The sequence below is a fragment of the Pseudovibrio sp. Ad46 genome, assembly GCF_001623065.1.
Lineage (GTDB): Bacteria > Pseudomonadota > Alphaproteobacteria > Rhizobiales > Stappiaceae > Pseudovibrio.
Genome location: NZ_LMCG01000080.1, coordinates 406,039 through 425,873, shown reverse-complemented (window position 1 = coordinate 425,873; position 19,835 = coordinate 406,039). Strand labels below are relative to the sequence as shown.

19 protein-coding genes are annotated in these 19,835 nt (G+C 53.2%); 13 read left to right on the top strand and 6 right to left on the bottom strand.

The features are described from left to right. Positions 1-159: 159 nt before the first annotated feature. The 6 genes from PsAD46_RS25240 to PsAD46_RS25215 all read left to right on the top strand — a co-directional run bounded on the left by PsAD46_RS25240 (position 160) and on the right by PsAD46_RS25215 (position 8,872). Positions 160-1,845, top strand: a complete 1,686-nt coding sequence (locus tag PsAD46_RS25240; RefSeq protein ID WP_063308129.1) for an AMP-binding protein — start codon at positions 160-162, stop codon at positions 1,843-1,845. Between the two features lie 103 nt (positions 1,846-1,948). Continuing rightward, positions 1,949-2,857: an SDR family oxidoreductase gene (locus PsAD46_RS25235; RefSeq protein ID WP_057461226.1), complete on the top strand. Its 909-nt coding sequence runs from the start codon at positions 1,949-1,951 to the stop codon at positions 2,855-2,857. After that, a complete protein-coding gene (locus PsAD46_RS25230) occupies positions 2,845-4,455 on the top strand; it encodes a carboxyl transferase domain-containing protein (protein WP_063308128.1) in 1,611 nt (536 codons plus the stop codon). Before PsAD46_RS25235 ends, PsAD46_RS25230 begins: the two co-directional genes overlap by 13 nt. A gap of 53 nt (positions 4,456-4,508) precedes the next feature. Next, the gene (locus PsAD46_RS25225; protein WP_063308127.1) at positions 4,509-5,696 is read left to right on the top strand and encodes an acyl-CoA dehydrogenase family protein; all 1,188 of its coding nucleotides are present in this window, start codon (positions 4,509-4,511) and stop codon (positions 5,694-5,696) included. A 47-nt stretch (positions 5,697-5,743) separates the two neighbouring features. Continuing rightward, the gene (locus tag PsAD46_RS25220) at positions 5,744-7,633 is read left to right on the top strand and encodes a biotin carboxylase N-terminal domain-containing protein (protein ID WP_063308126.1); all 1,890 of its coding nucleotides are present in this window, start codon (positions 5,744-5,746) and stop codon (positions 7,631-7,633) included. Between the two features lie 66 nt (positions 7,634-7,699). After that, positions 7,700-8,872, top strand: coding sequence for an acyl-CoA dehydrogenase family protein (locus PsAD46_RS25215; protein WP_084404532.1), 1,173 nt, complete (start codon positions 7,700-7,702; stop codon positions 8,870-8,872). Positions 8,873-8,923: 51 nt separating this feature from the next. On the opposite strand, the gene PsAD46_RS25210 is transcribed toward PsAD46_RS25215, so the two are convergent. The 4 genes from PsAD46_RS25210 to PsAD46_RS25195 are packed head-to-tail and all read right to left on the bottom strand — an operon-like array spanning position 8,924 to position 12,526. Further along, entirely contained in the window at positions 8,924-10,654 is a 1,731-nt protein-coding gene (locus PsAD46_RS25210) for a flotillin family protein (RefSeq protein ID WP_082596486.1), read from the bottom strand. A gap of 21 nt (positions 10,655-10,675) precedes the next feature. Beyond that, the gene (locus PsAD46_RS25205; RefSeq protein WP_063294075.1) at positions 10,676-11,377 is read right to left on the bottom strand and encodes an OB-fold-containig protein; all 702 of its coding nucleotides are present in this window, start codon (positions 11,375-11,377) and stop codon (positions 10,676-10,678) included. Positions 11,378-11,414: 37 nt separating this feature from the next. Beyond that, complete coding sequence (locus PsAD46_RS25200) at positions 11,415-12,092, bottom strand: PspA/IM30 family protein (protein WP_063290128.1); 678 nt, start codon at positions 12,090-12,092, stop codon at positions 11,415-11,417. Between the two features lie 14 nt (positions 12,093-12,106). Beyond that, positions 12,107-12,526 carry a hypothetical protein gene (locus PsAD46_RS25195; protein WP_208980616.1) on the bottom strand — a complete coding sequence of 140 codons (420 nt, stop codon included), beginning with the start codon at positions 12,524-12,526 and terminating at the stop codon, positions 12,107-12,109. A gap of 273 nt (positions 12,527-12,799) precedes the next feature. Here PsAD46_RS25195 and PsAD46_RS25190 point away from each other — a divergent pair, with 273 nt between their 5' ends. Together PsAD46_RS25190 and PsAD46_RS25185 are read left to right on the top strand one after the other, a co-directional pair. Next, positions 12,800-13,672, top strand: a complete 873-nt coding sequence (locus PsAD46_RS25190) for a serine protease (RefSeq protein WP_063308125.1) — start codon at positions 12,800-12,802, stop codon at positions 13,670-13,672. 154 nt (positions 13,673-13,826) lie between these two features. After that, positions 13,827-14,462, top strand: coding sequence for a hypothetical protein (locus tag PsAD46_RS25185; protein WP_063308124.1), 636 nt, complete (start codon positions 13,827-13,829; stop codon positions 14,460-14,462). A 36-nt stretch (positions 14,463-14,498) separates the two neighbouring features. Here the strand turns inward: PsAD46_RS25185 and PsAD46_RS25180 are convergent, their stop codons facing one another. Then, positions 14,499-15,689, bottom strand: coding sequence for an acyl-CoA dehydrogenase family protein (locus PsAD46_RS25180; protein WP_244273247.1), 1,191 nt, complete (start codon positions 15,687-15,689; stop codon positions 14,499-14,501). Positions 15,690-15,952: 263 nt separating this feature from the next. Between PsAD46_RS25180 and PsAD46_RS25175 the strand changes: the two genes are divergently transcribed. From PsAD46_RS25175 to PsAD46_RS25160, 4 genes are read left to right on the top strand one after another with little or no spacing between them, the layout of a single operon-like run. After that, on the top strand, positions 15,953-16,405 hold the full coding sequence (locus tag PsAD46_RS25175) for a YeeE/YedE thiosulfate transporter family protein (protein WP_057461234.1): 453 nt from the start codon (positions 15,953-15,955) through the stop codon (positions 16,403-16,405). Position 16,406: 1 nt separating this feature from the next. Then, positions 16,407-16,847 (top strand): DUF6691 family protein, encoded by a 441-nt coding sequence (locus PsAD46_RS25170; protein ID WP_063290125.1) that lies wholly within the window; start codon positions 16,407-16,409, stop codon positions 16,845-16,847. 49 nt (positions 16,848-16,896) lie between these two features. Further along, a complete protein-coding gene (locus tag PsAD46_RS25165) occupies positions 16,897-17,787 on the top strand; it encodes an MBL fold metallo-hydrolase (protein WP_082830476.1) in 891 nt (296 codons plus the stop codon). After that, the gene (locus tag PsAD46_RS25160) at positions 17,777-18,154 is read left to right on the top strand and encodes a TIGR01244 family sulfur transferase (RefSeq protein ID WP_063308123.1); all 378 of its coding nucleotides are present in this window, start codon (positions 17,777-17,779) and stop codon (positions 18,152-18,154) included. The genes PsAD46_RS25165 and PsAD46_RS25160 overlap by 11 nt, the downstream gene beginning before the upstream one ends. Before the next feature lie 99 nt (positions 18,155-18,253). Here the strand turns inward: PsAD46_RS25160 and PsAD46_RS25155 are convergent, their stop codons facing one another. Next, a complete protein-coding gene (locus PsAD46_RS25155) occupies positions 18,254-18,697 on the bottom strand; it encodes a DUF3429 domain-containing protein (RefSeq protein WP_082826966.1) in 444 nt (147 codons plus the stop codon). A 147-nt stretch (positions 18,698-18,844) separates the two neighbouring features. Here PsAD46_RS25155 and PsAD46_RS25150 point away from each other — a divergent pair, with 147 nt between their 5' ends. Continuing rightward, positions 18,845-19,597, top strand: coding sequence for an inositol monophosphatase (locus PsAD46_RS25150; RefSeq protein ID WP_063308122.1), 753 nt, complete (start codon positions 18,845-18,847; stop codon positions 19,595-19,597). The last annotated feature ends 238 nt before the right edge of the window (positions 19,598-19,835 follow it).

Sequence of the window (19,835 nt, the reverse complement as noted above, 5' to 3'; positions counted from 1 at the left end):
CGTTTACCCGATAACAGATGTTCGAATGCGGTGAAGGAAGAAGAAATGCAGGGTATGCTCATATACGTATGAGCTGACTATAATGCCGAAGTCTATCGCGCAATAACGATAGTGTTGGAACCAGCGGGGAGGCTGAACCAACACATCAGAGGAGGGAACATGGGTACACAGTACGCACTGCCAATTGAAATGCTGCAAAAATGGGCCACAGATAAACCAAACTCGGTTTATCTGCGACAACCCGTGAACCGGCAGTTCATAGAATTCACCTGGAAGGAGTGTTACGACACCGTCCGGCGTGTGGCTGCTGCGCTCCAGTCAATGGGTTTCCAGCCGGGAGACCGGATTGGTATTCTCTCCAAGAACTGCGCTGAATGGTTTTTGGCTGACTTTGCAATTCAGGCCGCTGGTTATATCTCGACACCAATTTATTACACCGCCTCAGCGGACACGATCAGCTACATCATCAATCATGCAGATATCAAAGCGCTGTTTATGGGCAAGCTGGATGACTTTGCGCCGAGCCAGCAAGGTATTCCTGAGGGCGTGGTCAAGATCGCGCTTCCCTATAACACGATAGATTGTGAGCACAGCTGGACGGAGCTGGTCAAAACGAATGATCCGTTGCCAGAAGATAAGCTGGCCAAGCCAGAGCTGGATGAGCTGTTTTCCATTGTTTACACCTCTGGCTCCACCGGGAACCCGAAGGGGGTGGAAGTCACCTGGCGCAATATTGCCTATGGCGCATGGTCTCCAACCCAGTCTTTGGAACTGGGCCGTGAAGAACGCCTGATCTCCTATCTTCCGCTGGCGCATATCACCGAGCGTGCTCTTATTGAGCATGTGAGCCTTTATGCAGGTGTGGTCGTGAGCTTTGTGGAGTCTCTGGATACCTTTGCGGAGGATTTACGGGCAGCTGAAGTGACCATGTTCATTTCTGTTCCGCGTCTCTGGATGAAGTTTCAGTCCAGTATCCTTGCCAAGGTCCCGCAGAAGAAGCTGGACAGGCTTTTGAGCATTCCGATCCTGAGCTGGTATGTGAAGCGGAAAATCCGCGGACAGCTTGGCCTGACCAACGCAAAGCTCATCGGGAGTGGTTCAGCACCAATCTCCAAGGCTGTTCTGGAATGGTACCAGAAGCTGGGCATCAACATTACTGAGGGATGGGGCATGACCGAGACTGCAGGTCTTGCGTCCTCTCACTTCCCATTCCGTGTGGATAAGGTCGGCACAATCGGTACGCCGCTTGCAGGGCTTGAGATCAAGATCACCGATGAAGGTGAACTTCTCATTCGCGGGGACGCTGTGACCAAGGGATACTACAAGGATCCTGAGCTGACTGCTGAAACCATTGAAAATGGCTGGTTCCATACTGGTGACAAGGTTGAGCAGGATGCAGATGGGTTCTTGCGTATTACGGGCCGTGTGAAGGAAATCTTCAAATCCTCCAAGGGCAAGTACATTGCGCCGGTGCCGATTGAGGCCATGCTGTTTGACAACACATATGTTGAGCAAGCCTGCGTGATGGGGTCCGATTTGGCACAGCCTGCGGCGGTGGTGTTCCTCTCCAGCGAGATGACCCATGGTCTGTCGCGCGAAGAGGTGCGTACCAGCCTTGAAGAGACCTATCACAGCATTAACAGTGCCGTTGAAAGCCATTTGAAACTAAGCTCCATCATTGTCGCAAACGACATGTGGACCATTGAGAATGGTTATCTCACCCCGACCATGAAGATCAAAAGAACACGCCTTGAAGATCGCTACCAAGAGGTGGTGCAAGGTATGCCTGATCGTCCGGTGGTTTGGGAAGATGAATGCGGTGCTGCGGCTGGTGCGCCGGCCTGAAAGACTGACAATGGTTTGGGGTGACGCGGTCACCCCAAACCGGGAATTTTGAGGCGAGGGCCTCTGTTTGAATAAGCCGCGTGAGTGGCAGGGAGAATTTGGAATGAGCAATGAACCGTCCCGTTACGCATCAGTCCTGCGAGATGGGTTGTTTGATGGACAAACAATGATTGTGACTGGGGGAGGCAGTGGCATTGGTCGCTGTATCGCCCACGAACTTGCAGCGTTGGGTGCCCATACCGTTCTCCTTGGCCGCAAGCAGGCAAAGCTTGATGCGGTGGCTGATGAAATTCGTGAGGATGGCGGCGAGGTTTCTACGCACTCGCTGGACATTCGCAATGAAGACGCTGTTGGTGAAACCGTCGCCAAGATTGTTGCGGAGCGTGGTGTGATCCATGGCCTCGTGAACAATGCGGGCGGGCAGTACCCAAGCCCTGCGGCGTCAATCAAGAAGAAGGGCTTTGACGCGGTTGTCGAGACCAACGTCACTGGCGGCTTTTTGATGGCGCGTGAGGTTTACAATCAGGGTATGCGCAAGAGCAAAGGTGGTGCCATTGTCAACATCGTTGCAGACATGTGGCGCGGTATGCCGGGTATGGCGCACTCTGGTGTGGCACGAGCCGGTATGCAGAACCTGACCATGACGCTGGCCGTTGAATGGGCCGAAGCAGGTGTGCGGGTGAATGCGGTTGCGCCGGGTTGGATCGCGTCTTCCGGCTTTGACACCTACGACGAAAACTTCATCAAAACCATGTTTGCGCGGATGGCGGACAACAATCTTGCGCGTCGTCTGGGCACGGAAGCTGAGGTTGCCTCACTGGTGAACTTCCTGCTTTCTCCGGGAGCTGCGTTCATGACTGGACAGTGTATTGGCGTGGATGGTGGAGCGCCGCTCTGGACCAACCTGATGCCGGTTGGCGACAATGCGAATATGAAGGAATACCAAGGGTTTCATCGCTATGAGAAGCCTAGGGCCCTTAAAGCTTGGGAGAAAGACAAATGCCCAAGTTAACCTCCTCAGTCGATAGAGGCAGCGCTGCGTTTGCTCAGAACAAGGCCTTCATGGAAGCTCTCATTGAGGAGTTCCGTGGGTATGAGGCAAAGGTTCGGGAGAACTCCGAGAGCAAGCGCGGGAAGTTTGAAAAGCGTGGTCAGTTGTTGCCGCGGGATCGTGTGAGCCTGCTGCTGGATCGTGGATCTCCGTTTATGGAAATCTCCACGCTGGCTGGCCTGAAGATGCATGACGATGACGGCAAGAAGAATGTTGCTGGCGGCGGCTCGATTGCCGGTATCGGTTATGTTGCTGGCAAACGCTGTCTTGTGGTGGCGACGGACTCTGCGATCAAAGGTGGCTCTATCTCTCCGATGGGCCTGAAGAAGACGCTTCGCCTGCAGGAAATCGCTAAAAAGCAGAAACTGCCGATTGTTGCGCTGACGGAAAGTGCTGGCGCAAACCTCATGTATCAGTCCGAGCTGTTTGTTGAGGGCGGTCGGGCGTTTGCCAATCAAGCGCGTATGTCTGCGGCAGGCATTCCGCAGGTGACGGTGGTGCATGGGTCCTCGACGGCTGGTGGTGCGTATATGCCGGGGCTGTCGGACTACACTGTTGTGGTGCGCGGCAAGTCGAAGATCTTTCTGGCCGGTCCGCCGCTGCTGAAAGCGGCAACGGGTGAGATTGCGACAGATGAAGAGCTGGGCGGTGCGGAGCTGCATTACAACACAGCTGGCACAGCGGAATACTTGGCAGAGGATGATGCGCACGGCGTCGAGACCGCGCGTGAGATTGTTGACCATCTGCCTTGGGATGCGCCGGTCGAGGCGGAAGGTGGCAAACAGCCTTTTTATGATGCCACGGATCTGCTGGGCATCGTGCCTGAGGATGCCAAGAAACCGTATGATGTGCGCGAGATTATTGCTCGCATCACGGACGGCTCTGACTTCCTTGATTTCAAGAAGGAATTTGGTGGAGCCACGGTTTGTGGTCATGCTCGCATTGATGGGCAGACGGTTGGTATCTTAGGCAATAACGGTCCGATTGATCCGCAGGGCGCGGTGAAGGCGGCTCAGTTTATTCAGCTGTGTTGCCAGAGCAATACGCCGCTGCTCTTCCTGATGAACACTACGGGTTATCTGGTTGGCCGGGATGCGGAGACAGGCGGGATCGTCAAGCATGGGTCCAAGATGATCCAGGCGGTTGCCAATGCCACAGTTCCTAAAGTGACCATTGTTGTTGGTGGTGCCTGGGGTGCTGGTAACTACGGCATGTGTGGCCGTGGGTTTGATCCTGATTTCATCTTCTCATGGCCCTCCGCCAAAGTTGGTGTGATGGGACCTGAGCAGGCGGCGACGGTGATGAAGATCATCACTGAAGAGAAGTTTGCGAAGATGGGACAAGAGATTCCAGATGGCATGACTGACCAGATGGCGCAGAAGATCGTTGACCAGATGTCGCCAGAGACCACAGCGCTGTTTGCGACGGCGCGGCTTTGGGATGATGGGATCATTGATCCAAGAGACACGCGCCGCGTTGTCTCATTGGCCCTATCTGTTTGTGCAGATGCCAGGAAACGTCAGCTTAATCCAACAGCATTCGGGGTCGCGCGCGGCTAGGCAGAGCAGCGCCATTCGGCTCTTTGAGTACAGTTCAACATGAGGGTTTCACGATGGAATATACTGAAGAACATCGGAAAATGAAAAGTGCGGTGGTCAAGTTCGTCGAGGCCGAAATCAACCCGCATGTGCAGGAATGGGAAGAGGCAGGTATCTTCCCGGCTCATGAACTTTTCAAGAAAATGGGTGATCTCGGTTTTCTTGGTGTCAACAAGCCAGAAGAGTATGGCGGGATGGGCCTTGATTACTCCTATCAGGCCATGACCATTGAAGCGCTGGGCGCGTGTGCCTGTGGTGGTGTGCCCATGGCGATTGGCGTGCAAACCGACATGGCGACCCCGGCTCTTTCACGTTTTGGATCTGATGAGCTGCGCCGGGATTATCTAGCCCCTGCGATTGCCGGTGACATGGTGGCCTGCGTTGGCGTTTCTGAAGCCCATGCCGGGTCTGATGTGGCGAACATCAAGAGTAACGCCGTGAAAGATGGTGATGACTACATCATCAACGGTTCCAAGATGTGGATCACCAACTCCACTCAAGCGGATTACATGTGCATGCTGGTGAACACCAGTGACGGACATAAGCACCAGAACAAATCGCTGATTGTCGTGCCGATGGACAGTGCTGGTATCACCAAGTCGGATCGTCTGAACAAGCTTGGTCAGCGCTCTTCTGATACGGCGCAGATCTTCTTTGATGACGTGCGTGTTCCTCAGCGCAATCTGATTGGGACCGAGGGCGCTGGCTTTATGTACCAGATGCTGCAGTTCCAGGAGGAGCGCCTGTGGTGTGCCTTATCGCTTGTTGATGGCATGGACCGCATTATTCAGCTGACCGAAGATTACTGCCGTGAGCGTGCTGCGTTCAATCAGAGTGTTCTGGACTTCCAGGTGGTTCACTTCCGCTTGTCAGAACTGCGCACTGAAGTAGAGCTGCTGCGCGCGCTTTCTGAAAAGTGTGTTGAAGCCATGGTGCGCGGTGAGAATGTGACACGTCTTGCTTCCATGGCGAAGCTGAAGGCTGGTCGTTTGTCTCGTGAGCTTGCGGACTCCTGTCTGCAGTTCTGGGGTGGCATGGGTTACATGTGGGACAGCCCTGTGAGCCAGTTCCTGCGGGATAGCCGCCTGACGTCCATTGGTGGCGGTGCTGATGAAGTGATGCTCTCCATCATTTGTAAGCTGGATAATACGTTGCCAAACCCAAAGAAGAACCGTGCAATGCAGAAGGAAGCAGCTGAATAAGCTGTTTTCTGATGCGAGAAGTTTTGGCACTGTGAAGGGAATTTTCGATGTTTGATAGTGTCCTGGTCGCCAATCGGGGGGAGATTGCTCGCCGAGTGTTCCGCACTGCGCGGCAAAAGGGCTATCGGAGTATTGCTGTTTATTCCGAGGCTGATGCAACGGCTCCTCATGTTGAAGACGCTGATATTGCAGCGTGTATTGGCGGGGCAACACCAGCAGACTCCTACCTGAATATTGAAGCTATATTGGAAGCTGCCCGTAAAACCGGCGCACAGGCTGTTCATCCGGGATATGGGTTTCTGGCAGAAAACGCGGAGTTTGCGCGCGCTTGTGCAGATGCGGGACTGGTGTTCATTGGTCCGCCTGCGGAAGCGATTGAGTTGATGGGCTCCAAGCGGCTTTCCAAACTGCGGATGATTGAGGCGGGCGTGCCGTGTGTGCCGGGATATTCTGGTGCGGATCAGTCTACGGAGACATTGGCTGCAGAAGCAGCGCGTATTGGCGTGCCGTTGATGATCAAGGCGTCTGCTGGTGGCGGCGGGCGCGGCCTGCGCTTGGTTGAAGACCTGAGTGGGCTTGAAGACAAGCTGGCGGCGGCTGCATCTGAAGCTGAAAATGCTTTTGGCAATGGCGAGCTCATTCTTGAAAAGGCGGTGATCAATCCGCGTCACGTCGAGATTCAGGTGTTTGCTGATAATCATGGCAGCGTGGTGCATCTGGGGGAGCGGGACTGTTCTGTGCAGCGTCGCCACCAGAAGGTGATTGAGGAAGCGCCGGGACCATCGGTTACGCCGAAAATCCGTGCGGCGATGGGGCAGGCTGCTGTTGATGCGGCGCGGGCCATTGGTTATCGCGGCGCAGGAACCGTTGAGTTTTTGCTGGTGGAAGATGGCAGTTTCTACTTCATGGAGATGAATACCCGCCTGCAGGTGGAGCATCCGGTGACGGAGGAAATTACCGGGCAGGATCTGGTTGCCTGGCAGCTGGATGTTGCTGCCGGAAAGCCTTTACCGCTGAGCCAAGAGGATATTTCCTTCAGTGGCCATGCCATGGAGTTGCGTCTCTATGCAGAGGATGCGGACGCTGGTTTTCTGCCGCAAACTGGAACGGTGTTGGCGTGGAATGGCAATGACCTTTCCGTGCGCGTTGATAGTGCCATTGAGCAGGGGAGCGAGATTTCATCCTACTACGATCCAATGATTGCCAAGCTGATTGCGCATGGCAGTGATCGGGATGAAGCACGGCGTAAGCTGCTGCGCGGGCTGGATGAGTTGGTTCTGCAAGGGCTGGTTCACAATGGCTCCTTCCTGAAGAGTGTGTTGCAGGATGATGTGTTTGCAGCTGGCAAGGCGACGACGGCGTTCCTTAATGATCGTGAACTTGGCTCTGTTGCGGCTGATGCAGCGCGAGAGCTTATGCGGGATCTTGCCGTTTGCCTGTTTGCGCGAAGCAAAGGTCAAAACCGCTGGACGACAGCGACACCTCTGCCCGTAATGATCAAGCTGGATGGTGAGCAAGTCTCTGCGCGGGAAGACCTGCGGGTTCTTACAGGTGAAGATCGCGGCAACATTGTTTTTGAAGCGGACGGCGTTCGTCGCTCTGCCTTTGTGAGTGAAGCGCCTGAAGGTGGGCTTTGGATCTCGTTGGAGGGGCAGACGCAGTTCTTCGAAGAGCAGAGTTTCAGCTCCAAGAGAGAAGACAATTCGGCTGCTTCCAGCTCGATTATTGCCCCGATGCCGGGTGCTGTTGTTGCTTTGAAGACAGAGCAAGGTGCGCAAGTCTCCAAAGGAGATGTGCTGCTGGTTCTGGAAGCGATGAAGATGCAGCACGAGCTGACGGCACCGCGTGATGGTGTTGTTGCTGAACTTGGGACGCAGGAAGGTGCACAAGTGAACAGCCGCGATGTGCTGGTTCGTCTGGAAGAAGAGACCGCCTGAGATCTTCTGCCAGTGATTTTGTGCCAATGATTTTGTGAATGACCCGCAGGTTTTGCGGAGGAGAATATGATGAGTTTGAGTCTTCCTGACTTCGGATTGAAGCGCAAGTCCACCATGTTCAACGAGGAGCATGAGGCTTTTCGTGATGTGCTTTCCCGTTTCATTGCCAAGGAGATCACTCCTTATGTCGCCCAATGGGATGAAGCCAACGAGTTTCCTCGTGAGCTTTACAAAAAGGCGGCGGATGTTGGGCTGCTCGGCATCATGTTTCCTGAGGAGTATGGCGGGACGGGTATCGATTATCCGTTGTCTTATCTCTCCGCCGTTGAGCTTGGACGTGCGGGGAGTGGAGGCATCAATGCAGGCTTGATGAGCCACACCATTGGCACGCCGCCAATTGCGCACCTTGGGTCTGATGAGTTGAAGGCACGGGTGATCCCGTCAGTTTTGGCAGGCGAGAAGATTTCGGCGCTTGCGATTACTGAGCCGGGTGGTGGATCAGATGTGCAGAACCTGAAGACGGTTGCCCGCCGTGAGAATGGTCATTACGTCCTGAATGGTGAGAAGACCTTCATCACCTCCGGTATGCGTGCAGACTACTATACGGTTGCTGTGCGGACGGGTGATACGGGCATGGGCGGTATTTCGCTGATGCTGGTTGAAAAGGGTATGGAGGGCTTTACTCAGACGCCGTTGCACAAGATGGGATGGTGGGCCTCTGACACTGCTACGCTGCATTTTGACAATGTGAAGGTGCCTGTCGAAAACCTGATCGGCGGCGAAAATGCCGGGTTCATGGGCATCATGATGAATTTCAACAACGAGCGCCTGTTCCTTGCTTCTGCCTGTTATGGGCACATGCTGGGTGTTTTTGAAGAGGCGCTTGACTGGGCGAAGCAGCGCGAGACGTTCGGCAAGCCGCTCATTTATCGTCAGGTTATTCGACACAAATTTGTTGATATGGCGATGAAGATGCAGGGAGTTCGGGCTGTGCTGGAAGAGCTGGCGCAGCGGTTGCAGCTGGGAGAAAGCCCGATCACCGAGATCTGCATGGCGAAGAACCTTGCTACTAGTACGCTGGAATATGTGGCTAATGAGTGCCTTCAGGTGCTTGGTGGTGCAGGTTACATGCGCGGAACCAAGGTTGAGCGCATTTACCGTGAGACCAAGGTGATGACGATTGGTGGCGGTTCTTCAGAGATCATGAAGGATCTGGCCAGTCGGCAGATGGGTATTTAAGCGTTTTGTTTTGAATGAAAAAGCCCCGCTTTTGAGCGGGGCTTTTGTGGTTTATACGGTTTCTTTGGAGACTGACTGTGCCATCTCATTTGGCGTTACGCCGGAGATGCCCAGTTCTCCGAGGAGACTGTCGACCAGTGGGGCCTGAGAGCGGTATCTCAGGGCTGAGTTGACCAACTGATCGGATAGACCGGCAGACCCTTCTGCTGGTGTTCCGTTGGCTGCTGGTGCTGCACCACCCAGACCATCGACCTGAAGGATTTTGATCTCGTCGATGTTCTCCATTGGCTTCACGCTCTCGCTGATGACCTGTGGCAGAGCTTCGATCAAAGCCAGTTTGACCTGCATATTGATCTGCTCAGGTGATAGGAGGTTGGATGCCTCGTTTAGGATACGCTGACCTTCTGCTTCTACCGCGAGGCGCAGCTTGTCTGCTTCTGCACGGGTCGTGACAGCATCTGCTTCCGCGTTTGCTGCAATACGGATCTGATCCGCATCACCGCCGGCTTTCAGACGAACAGCTTCTGCATGGTCTTCCGCAGCTTGCTTTTCTGCTTCCGCACCAACTGTAACGGCGATTGCGGAGCGTTCTGCATCCTGAGCTGCCTGAACCAGATCGACCTGCTTGTGACGTTCGGCTACTTCGATCTCACGTGCTGTGATGACCTGTTCTTCTGCCTTGATCGCAATAGCGCGGGCTTCGTTTGCTGCAGCATCGGCAGTTGAAAGCGCTTTGGACTTCTCGGAGACTGCAATTGAGCGGTCCTGTTGGGTCAGCTCAAGAACCTTCTCTTTTTCAATGCGCGTTTCTTCCAGTGCGCGGTCCTTGAGAATTTCCTGCTCTTTGACCTGGCGCTCGGATGCGATTGCTGACTGGCGGATTTCCAGCTTCGAGGTGATATCTGCCTGCTCTGCATCACGGCGACGTTCTGCCTGTTCCGTGGCAATCAATGCTTGCTGCTTGGCTTTGCGAATTTCCAGATCGCGCTGCTGTTCCAGTGAAGCGTATTCTTCCTCACGAGCGATTTCGAGCTTTTGCTGCTCAGCTTCGAGGTTTTTGCGGCGGATCAGGACTTCTGTATCCTGCTCAATGTCGTTGCGCTTTCTGCGGCGCTCTTCAATTTCTTGCGTGAGCTTGGTCAGACCTTCTGCATCAAATGCGTTGTTTGGATTGAAGTATTCCATGCGAGTCTGGTCAAGGCCGGTCAGGGAGACTGATTCCAGCTCAAGGCCGTTTTTCAGCAGATCTTCGGAGACAGCTGCCTGTACCTTTTGAACGAAGGAAACGCGCTGTTCGTGCAGTTCTTCCATTGCCATTTCAGCAGCCACGGCGCGCAGAGCATCGACGAACTTGCCTTCAATGAGGTGCTTCAGGTCTTCCGGACGCATGGTACGAGTGCCGAGGGTTTGTGCGGCATTGGCAATGGATTCGATGGTTGGCTGAGCACGCAGGTAGAACTCGGCCACCACGTCGACGCGCATGCGGTCTCGGGTGATAAGGGCTGCTTCATCGGCTCTGCGCACTTCAAGGCGCAAGGTGTTCATATTCACTTGAATGATGTCATGAAGGACTGGCAAGACGATTGCGCCGCCGTTCATGATGACTTTCTGACCGCCAAAACCAGTCCGTACAAACGCAACTTCTTTTGAAGAGCGGGTGTAGAGGCGGGAGAAGACAATGCCGATTGCGAGAAGGGCAATAAGGACAACGGCTGCCAGGACGAGCATCTCAGTCAGTCCAGTGGCTGACTCCAAGGCGGAGTTTTGATTTTCTGTAAACATATTGGGCCTCAAATTGAGAGATTAATCTGCAAGCGTGTCTGGGCGAGGTGATAAATTTTTGTGTGGGTTCGCAATTGCTGTGAAAAGGGAGCCTTTTAAGCCGACAAGCAAGACTTCGTCTCCCTGCATTAATGTGATGTCTGGCTGGTCTGGAATGACCTGCACGTAATGTCGTGTGCCAAAATTATCCGTAACGCGGGCTTCTGCCTGCAAAGCCATGGTCGCATTGCCAAGTGTCAGGACTGCAACTTCGCCCACCAAATTGTTTCGTGAGCGTGCGTCTGTCTCTTCCTTGGGCATGATGCGGCCAATGGCATGACCAGTTGTGGCGGTGAACCAGAAGCTGACAATCACCGTCGGGATGAGCGCCATCCAGAAGGGGATTGATGAGCCTATGACAGATGCAGCGGTGTACTGTATCAGCACACCTATGATGCCGAAGCTGGTAAGCAGGATGATCAGCAAGACGATGAACGGGACCTTGCCCACGGCCAGCCATGCCAGGAACCCGTCGACGGGGCCAAGGCCAACCGCGTCTACCGAGACGTCTGCATCCATATCGACATCAGCATCGATATCCAGATCCGGCAATACATCATCGACCAGACCGGAAAGAGATAGCCCGAATACCATGCCGACAACTTCGAGCAGCGCCAGAGCGAGCATGACGAAGATGGCGAGCGTGAAGAGATAGGTCTCGCTTGAAAAAAGTAGTTGTGCCAATTCATCCCCCAATGAACACTATGATTGCCGGTTGCTGTTATTCCAGTTCAGCTTCCAGCGCAGCAAGACGCTCTTCTACGCGGTGGTCGCGGGTCATCTGATCCAGCTTTGCGAGCTTTGCATCGTCACCCATACTTCCTGAGTTCGCGACACCCGGTACTCCTGTAGCCGCTTTCATTGCGCGATCAAATGCAGAGTTGGCATTGTCAACGGCTGTATTGAGCTTGTGATCGCTGCCTCCATCTGCGGTTGCGCTTTGTGATGTTGCAGCATTTTTCTGCGTTATGTAAGCGTCCAGTTGGTCTGACATTTCGCGCTTGCGGCCCTGAAGAGCGAGGATGGAGTTGTTGAGCTCCTGTTCTTCATCACCAGCGTCGGCAATTGTCTTTTCCAGGACTGGAATTTGCGCTTCCAGATCCATCTGACGGGCAACAGCCGCGCGGGCCAGATCCTTCTCGCCAGCGCGCAGGGCAATGGCGGTTTTCTCGGAGAGTTCTTCGTGAGACTTGTTGGTCTCTGCGAGCCGCTGGCTTGCTACGTGCTTTTTGACGGCTGCTTTGCCAAGAGCGTCGCGGACGTCTTCAACAGCGTTGTCGAGTTCACGAATGGCCTGTTTCATCACCATGTCAGGTGCAGTGCTTTCGACGGCATCTACAATGGAGTTGGCAGTTCCGGAGACCAGACGACCGACGCGAGATAAAAGAGATTCAGACATTGAGTCCTCCAGTATTACTTCGAGTTTAAACGGTTGCGCAAAAGTTCGGTGGAGCTGCGCATATCATCGACAAGCTCTTTGAAGAGTTCCGGGTTTTGCAGGCGTGGGTTACGTCTCAATCCGGCCTGAAGCACCAGCTCAATGAGCTCAAAAAAATCTTCTGTAACTGCTGCTTCTGCGTCTTTCAGGTCTGTTTCGCCAGCTTTGCCAGCCAGTTCCCCTAAAAGAAGCGGAAGGCGATCAGTCAGTAACCGCAGAACGTCTGACTGGCGATCACTCTGGTCGAGCATGTCGCTTGCTGGTTTTACCAGTTTCCGCGCCGCAAATGTGTGCGTACCATCGCCCAGTGATGCGAAGCTGCTTTCCGGTGCGGCTATGAGTGCCCGGATTTTGTCACTTGGCGTTTTGGCTTCCGGAAAGTTCAACCGGGCCAAGCGCTCCGATTCCTCTTGCGTTAATCGCACGCTTAGCGAAATGGATCTTGATGGCATGTAGCACCTTTGCATTACAAATGTAGTTCTAATGTAATTGCAATTTATGATTGTTCAAGAGGGTAAGCTAAAGTTTTTTGGATTTGCAGAAAATGACACTGACCAAAATGCGAGTGTTTAGTTGGTTTTTTGGTGAATGAACTCTGAGGTCTCACAGCAGCTGTCTGGATTGGTCTTCTTCAGGAAGGATGATGTTGGATAAGGTGAGATTTCATAATGGCGAACTCGCGTGAGGATAGATGTGATTGCAGCTCGGCAGGTGAACGTGGGACAGGCGAGTTTGGTGATGCTGTTTGGGATGAACCGGAACGCCTGCATATGCGCAAGAGTTTGATCCCGGAGGGGGATGACACTGCCTTTGAGCGGATCATGGGTGTTTCTGACATCTTCCCGATCAACTACCTCAGCCGTGGGGTCGCGGCTGCGCGGTCTATCTGTAAGGTTCAGCTCTATCGGGGTGGACGTATTCCGGCAGGGGCCGGGTCTGGCTTTATGGTTGGGCCGAACCTGCTTCTGACCAATAATCATGTGATCCGGTCGCGGCAATCAGCAGCGCAGGCCTCGGCTATCTTTCAATATGAGATGGATGAGGATTTTTCGCTTGGGCGGTCTGCCGAGTTCTCGATTACGGATGAGATCTTCTTTACCAGCGCGAGTAACAATCTGGATTTCAGTTTTGTCTCTGTTGAAGAGGGGAATAAAGAGGCCAGATCACTCTCTGACTTCGGTTCTTTGAAATTGTTGTCTCAATCTGGCAAGGCGGTGAAAGGTGAGTCTGTTTCAATCATTCATCATCCCAATGGTGGGTTGAAGAGCCTTTCTCTTCGCAACAGCCAAATCCTGAGCGTTCATGACCACTTCATAACTTACTCAAGTGATACTCTGCCGGGGTCTTCGGGGGCGCCGGTGCTGAATGACCAATGGTTGCCGGTGGCTTTGCACCACCGCAGTATTTCTCATCCATCCAACAGAAACCGCTGGATTGCGAACCGCGGTATCCGGATCAGCGCTATTTTAGCCTACCTGAAGCTGCATGCGTCAAAGCGCAACACCGACGCATTGAGGATTACTGAACGTCTTGGTTTGTAATTAAGCAGTAAGATCAGTGCACTAACCAAAGTGTTATGTTGATATACGTAGTTCAAAGTGACTAATGGGCATAACGTATATATCAATCCTCTTTTTTCAGAATGCTGCTAGATAAGCGTCCATAAATAGAAGAATAAATCTACATGATAGATCAATGCAAAGCTCCGGCGTTATAAGCAAAACAATTTTAGGACTTCTGGGAAGCGTACTCTTTGGTGGCGCGGCTGTTGCACAAGTGTGCCCAACCGCAGACACGATGAAAACCGGAATGGTCCTCATAAACAGCAGTATTCCCGTACGTTTGTTTGTTCGACTTGAAAAGGACGGACAGGTTACAGAGCTGCATTTGAATGAGCGATATGTGGTGGTGCGTGACCAGATACATGTTCATGAGAAGGGTTTGTTCCTTTCCTATGAACGAGGGGCTCACATTAATCGGACTTACGTGCCAGATATACCGTTTGCTGAGTTCTTTCCGCTGGAAGTTGGTAAGGTCTGGGCAGCATCCATTGATGTGTTTGAGAACGAAGACCTTGTACGCAGAGACGTGCCCTACAAGTTTTCCGTTGGTGAGCCTGACCGCCTGCAGGTTGGCAGCTGCGCCTACGATGTGCTTGATGTGACGCTTGAAACTGTTAGCGCAGAGGGTGAGGATATTGTTACCAAATATGCCTACAGCCCTGAGCTTGGAACCATCCTTAGAGGGGAAGGCAAGCATCTTTGGACATCCGAAAACGATGTGATGCAGTTTGATGAACTGCGCGTTGTGCGCAACAAGCTGGTGCAATAAGCAAAAGGGGAGACCAAAGCCTCCCCCTGAAGACGTTTAAGCCAGCACTTCGCGGCTGATCAGTTCCTTCATAATCTCTGAAGTACCGCCGTAGATGCGCTGGACGCGCGCGTCTACAAAGGCGCGGGAAACGCCGTATTCTCTCATGTAACCGTAGCCGCCGTGGAGCTGGAGGCAGCCGTCTACAACGCGGCCCTGCATTTCTGTTGTGCCGAGTTTAGCCATGCTGACGGTTGTGTTGTCGAGCTTGCCTTCCAGGAACAGGCGGCAGCATTCGTCAACGAATGCGCGGTGGGTGCGGACGTCGGTTGCCATTTCTGCCATTTTGAAGCGGGTGTTCTGAAGGGTAGCAACCGGGCGACCGAAGGCCTGACGTTCTTTGACGTAGTCAGCCGTCATTGCCAGTACGCCTTCGGCACCTGCAACAGCGCCAACAGCGAGGGTAAGTCGTTCGCGTGGGAGCTCGTTCATCATGATGTGGAAGCCAGCATCCATTCTGCCGAGGCAAGCGCTGGCCGGGACGCGAAGGTCTTCGAAGAAGAGCTCAGATGTGTCTGAGGAATGCAGACCGATCTTGTCGAGGTTCTGACCGCGTTTGAAGCCTGGATTGTCAGCTTCAACGAGGAAAAGGCTGGTTCCCTTGGAGCCGGAGACATCCAGATTGGTGCGGGCAACAACGATCACAACATCTGCATGCTGGCCGTTGGTGATGAAGATTTTGCTGCCGTTGATGATGTAATCATCGCCGTCTTTGCGTGCAATTGTGCGGATGCCCTGAAGGTCAGAACCTGCTGCAGGTTCAGTCATTGCGATGGCGCCGACGCACTCGCCTGTTACCATTTTTGGCAGGTACTTTTGCTTCTGCTCTTCACTGCCGTGATTGAGGATATAAGGGGCAACAATGTCGGAATGCACGCTGAGAGAAACGCCCAGACCAGAACAATTGGCGCGGGTGAACTCTTCAATGATGACCATGGAGAACAGGAAGTTGGTGCCGAACCCGCCATATGCTTCCGGGGTGTCTACAGAGAGCAGGCCTTGCTCGCCCATCTTGTTCCAGATGTCACGCGGGAAGATATCTGCCTTCTCCCATTCGTCGTAGTGCGGGAGAATCTCTGCTTCGATGAACCGCTTTACATTATCGCGAAAAAGCTCAAGTTCACCTTTCAGGTCTTCGTCAATCATATCCATCCCTTTGTATTTCAAGCAGAAACGACGCTTTCCCAAATTCATCTCCCAACAGCGATTTAGGGTCGTTTCTTTACGTATACGGCAAGCCTAAGGGAGGTGATCAATCTGCGCAACTGGCGATGAGTATTAGGCGATTGGCATAATTGCTGCCGGTTGTGACTTGACTCTCCAAAATCGACTTATATATTAGAGAAAACTAAATTAGAAAACGTACATTTTGATCATGGTATCGCGCATGCCCTGGTTAGTTTCTCCATCAACCGAACTTTCCTCTGCAGGGGAAAGAACGAGTATAAAATATGACTGAGTTTACCCCATATGCCTCGTTAGCCGGAGGCGTTTTAATCGGCTTGTCTACTGTCATCCTGTTGCTCGCCAATGGGCGGATTGCGGGGATTAGCGGTATTTATAGCCGTTTGTTTGAAACAGGTACGCTTGCCAATGGCAAGTCGGCCTGGGTGCATGGTGAGAAGGGCTGGCAACTGTCGTTTGTTGTTGGGATCGTTCTTGCGCCTCTGCTGCTGATGGCAGGGGGATTTGAGATTGAGCAGGTGTTTACAGGAGACCTGACGCTGATCGCTATTGCGGGGGCTCTTGTTGGCTTTGGTTCGGTGTTTGGAAGCGGATGCACGAGTGGGCATGGTGTTTGTGGTTTGTCGCGCCTGTCTGTTCGTTCGCTGGCCGCGACGATCACCTTTATGTCGGTCGGCATTGCTGTTGTGTTCGTCCTTCGCCACGTGGTGGGGGGATAACATGCAACGGATCATCGCTGGTTTTTTAGCTGGCCTGACCTTTGGGGCGGGGCTGGTTGTTGCGGGAATGAGCAATCCTTTGAAGGTGCAAAACTTCCTTGATGTGTTTGGAAATTGGGATCCAAGTCTCGCCTTTGTGATGGGCGGCGCCATTCTGGTGGCCTTTCCGTTTTTCCGTCTGGCGCGCTTTCTACCGCGTCCGTTTGTGGCGGATGACTTTCGGATTCCGACGTTTCAGCAGATCGATAAATGGTTGATTTTTGGGTCAGCTACATTTGGTGCGGGATGGGGATTAATCGGTCTGTGTCCGGGGCCTGCACTGGTTTCAGTTTCATTGCTGTCGCCTCAGGCGATTGTGTTTGTTTTGTGCATGACGGCGGGGATGCTGGTCGCGAGACTGGTTGCCAGCCTCTCAATGCGAAGAGCATTGAAAGAGGCCTGATCTGTCATGTGTTTCATTGATAAATCACGGATTTAGGTGGGAGAAGGTTATGAGCAGCTATCCTGTGCAGATGGATCAGAAAGTGGAGATCAAGGATTTCTTTGATCCGGTGTCGAACACCATTACTTATGTGGTGACAGACTCGGAAACAAAGGCATGTGCGGTCATCGACAGTGTGATGGATATCGACTATCCGGCAGGGCGCATCAGCTTTGAGCATGCCGATGAAACCATTGCGTACATCCGCGAAAATGATCTGAAGCTGGAATGGCTGCTCGAAACCCATGTGCATGCTGACCACCTGTCTGCTGCGCCGTATATTCAGCAGAAGCTGGGCGGCAAGATTGGTATTGGTGAGCAGGTGACAGTTGTTCAGGGCGTGTTTGGTAAAGTGTTCAATGCAGGTACCGAGTTTGCGCGCGATGGCAGCCAGTTCGACAAGCTGTTTCAGGACGGGGATACCTATCAGATCGGGAATCTGAAGTGCTTTGCGATGCATACGCCGGGGCATACGCCAGCGTGTATGGTGCATGTGATTGGTGATGCGGCGTTTGTGGGGGATACGTTGTTTATGCCGGACAGCGGCACTGCGCGCGCTGACTTCCCGGGTGGGGATGCGTCCGTGCTGTATGCGTCTATCCATAAGGTGTTGAGTTTGCCTGACGAAATGCGTTTGTTCATGTGCCATGACTATGGTGCGAATGGGCGTGAGATTTTGTTTGAAACAACCGTTGCTGCTGAGAAAGCAGAGAACATTCACGTAGGTAATAGTACTAGCCGTGAAAAGTTCGTCGAAATGCGCGAAGCTCGGGATGCAACGCTTGATGTGCCTAACCTGATTGTGCCGAGCATTCAGGTGAATATGAGAGCCGGTCGTTTGCCTGAGGCAGAAAACGAAACCGGTCAAACCTATTTGAAAGTGCCAGTCAATGTTCTCTAATCTACTTCAGAAAATTTCAGGTGGCGGTGGTGGCCAGCTGCGTGCGCGTCAACTTGCCGAGGATTACTGGGTTGCTGGGCAGCTCTATCCTGAGGACATGGAGAAGGCACGTGAGCAGGGTTTCCGGTCTATCGTCTGTAACCGACCGGATGATGAAGCACCGAACCAGCCGACTTATCTGGAGGTTTCTGGAGCAGCTGAAGAGCAGGGTCTGGAGCACATTTACATTCCGGTTGGACCGGGGACAGATTTCGCTGAGGCTGGTCAGGAATTGATTGATTTTCTTGCGGAAGCACCTAGGCCTGTTTTGGCGTATTGCCGGAGTGGGAACCGGTCAACCATGCTGTGGCGCTCTATCAATATGTAAGCGTTGCCAAACAGTTAGATTTTATGATGCCGGTGAGGGAGACCTTGCTGGCATTTTTCGTTTGTGGGTGGGTTTTAGGTTGTCGAGAGGGGATAAGCCTCAGACATTGAGCGCGATGACGCCCAGTGCGATGAGCGTGATGATGGTGGCTGTGATGCGCACGCCGAGGTAGTTTCGCGATGTGATTTCCAGATTTTGCAAATAGAAATCCACAAACAGCATGCCCGAGAAGAGGATGATAAGTCCGAGAATGAAGATGATCGGAGCGGTAAACAGGAACAGGCACCAGCCGGACAGTGCGACAAAGTTGCTCCATAACAGCAGCCATGCACGCCTTGGGTGAGGAGCGATGAAGAACATACCCCATTGGCTTCCCGCCATGAAGGAGAGGATGACAAGGGCGTACAAACTGACTGCGATGACAGTTGCGCCAACCAATGGGAGAAACGAGTAACCTACTGATAAACCTATAGCTCCGGCGATAAACGGAATGGTTCCGGCCAGAGCAAGACACGCATAGAGCAGGGGCAGTTCTCGGTTCATCAGGTTTCAGTCCAGCTCATTTCTACTCCTGATAAAGGCTAGCGGCTAAGGCTGAAGGTAGTCCTGATACGAAGTTGCTCTTTTGAATGAACTGCTCAATACCTTAAGGGCACAACCAGACGGTCATAACCAGCGAAGGTGCCCGACATGCAGCAAGAGATACTCACCACAGCCCGAATGATTGCAGAGGAGGCTGGTGCTTATGCTCTTGAGGTCTTTCATGACCGCGACAAGCTGCAGATTGGCAGCAAAGGCTTGTTGGATTACGTGAGTGAAGCGGACTGTGAAGTTGAGCGGCGCATCAAGCAGGCGTTAAGCGAAGCCTTCCCGGAGCATGGCTTTAAGGGGGAAGAAACGGGTGGTGAGCTGACACCGCCGTGCTGGGTGATTGACCCGATTGATGGCACGACCAATTACCTTTACGGGCGGCCAGACTTTTGTATTTCCATGGCTTTTGTTGATGAGCAGGGACCAGCGGTTGCCGTTGTCCATGCACCTTTTCACCGCCGGACGATTTATGCGGCGCGGGGGATAGGGGCGTTTGAGGATGGCAAGAGATTGCGACCCAGACAGGCCTGTGACCATGAGCTGGTGGTGAACCTGTGCTTTAACTACAAGCAGGAGAATAACCTCGACTTCCTCAACAAGGTCAATCGGCTGGTGTCAGAGCAACACCAGATCCGTATCTGCGGGTCGGCGGCGTGGGGGTTGTGCCAGGCAGCGACGGGGCAGGTGGATGGTGCCTACAATGGCTGCGTGAACAGCTGGGATGTGTTGGCTGGGCAGCTGATTTGCGCTGAGGCTGGTCTTGAAGTTGCGCCTTACGTTTATGAGCAGGGCAGCGTCTACGCCTATCCGAAGGGCTCTGTGCTTTCAGATATTCTGGTTCCCTACCTTTAGGCGAGGGCATCTGAAGCGGGGATATCTGCTTTGCGTTGTTTTGTGCGTTCGTTTGCGTTGGATGTGTTTTTTCTGCGTTGCTCGGGGTTTCTAGTCCCACGGTAGCCGGGCAGCCCATTTTGCTGGCTGCCCGAAAAGTTATTCCCCTCACTCTGCGATGCGCTAGGTTGGTTTGAGTGCTGCTTTTCGGCGGTGTTCTTTTTGCATCATGTACTGTCTGGCCTTTATCGCAAATATG

What these genes read in the sequence shown, in the direction of transcription:
- PsAD46_RS25240 (WP_063308129.1), top strand. Translation starts at nt 160, where the DNA reads ATGGGTACACAGTACGCACTGCCAATTGAAATGCTGCAAAAATGGGCC.
- PsAD46_RS25235 (WP_057461226.1), top strand. Translation starts at nt 1,949, where the DNA reads ATGAGCAATGAACCGTCCCGTTACGCATCAGTCCTGCGAGATGGGTTG.
- PsAD46_RS25230 (WP_063308128.1), top strand. Translation starts at nt 2,845, where the DNA reads ATGCCCAAGTTAACCTCCTCAGTCGATAGAGGCAGCGCTGCGTTTGCT.
- PsAD46_RS25225 (WP_063308127.1), top strand. Translation starts at nt 4,509, where the DNA reads ATGGAATATACTGAAGAACATCGGAAAATGAAAAGTGCGGTGGTCAAG.
- PsAD46_RS25220 (WP_063308126.1), top strand. Translation starts at nt 5,744, where the DNA reads ATGTTTGATAGTGTCCTGGTCGCCAATCGGGGGGAGATTGCTCGCCGA.
- PsAD46_RS25215 (WP_084404532.1), top strand. Translation starts at nt 7,700, where the DNA reads ATGATGAGTTTGAGTCTTCCTGACTTCGGATTGAAGCGCAAGTCCACC.
- PsAD46_RS25210 (WP_082596486.1), bottom strand. Translation starts at nt 10,654, where the DNA reads ATGTTTACAGAAAATCAAAACTCCGCCTTGGAGTCAGCCACTGGACTG.
- PsAD46_RS25200 (WP_063290128.1), bottom strand. Translation starts at nt 12,092, where the DNA reads ATGTCTGAATCTCTTTTATCTCGCGTCGGTCGTCTGGTCTCCGGAACT.
- PsAD46_RS25190 (WP_063308125.1), top strand. Translation starts at nt 12,800, where the DNA reads ATGGCGAACTCGCGTGAGGATAGATGTGATTGCAGCTCGGCAGGTGAA.
- PsAD46_RS25185 (WP_063308124.1), top strand. Translation starts at nt 13,827, where the DNA reads ATGCAAAGCTCCGGCGTTATAAGCAAAACAATTTTAGGACTTCTGGGA.
- PsAD46_RS25175 (WP_057461234.1), top strand. Translation starts at nt 15,953, where the DNA reads ATGACTGAGTTTACCCCATATGCCTCGTTAGCCGGAGGCGTTTTAATC.
- PsAD46_RS25170 (WP_063290125.1), top strand. Translation starts at nt 16,407, where the DNA reads ATGCAACGGATCATCGCTGGTTTTTTAGCTGGCCTGACCTTTGGGGCG.
- PsAD46_RS25165 (WP_082830476.1), top strand. Translation starts at nt 16,897, where the DNA reads ATGAGCAGCTATCCTGTGCAGATGGATCAGAAAGTGGAGATCAAGGAT.
- PsAD46_RS25160 (WP_063308123.1), top strand. Translation starts at nt 17,777, where the DNA reads ATGTTCTCTAATCTACTTCAGAAAATTTCAGGTGGCGGTGGTGGCCAG.
- PsAD46_RS25155 (WP_082826966.1), bottom strand. Translation starts at nt 18,697, where the DNA reads ATGAACCGAGAACTGCCCCTGCTCTATGCGTGTCTTGCTCTGGCCGGA.
- PsAD46_RS25150 (WP_063308122.1), top strand. Translation starts at nt 18,845, where the DNA reads ATGCAGCAAGAGATACTCACCACAGCCCGAATGATTGCAGAGGAGGCT.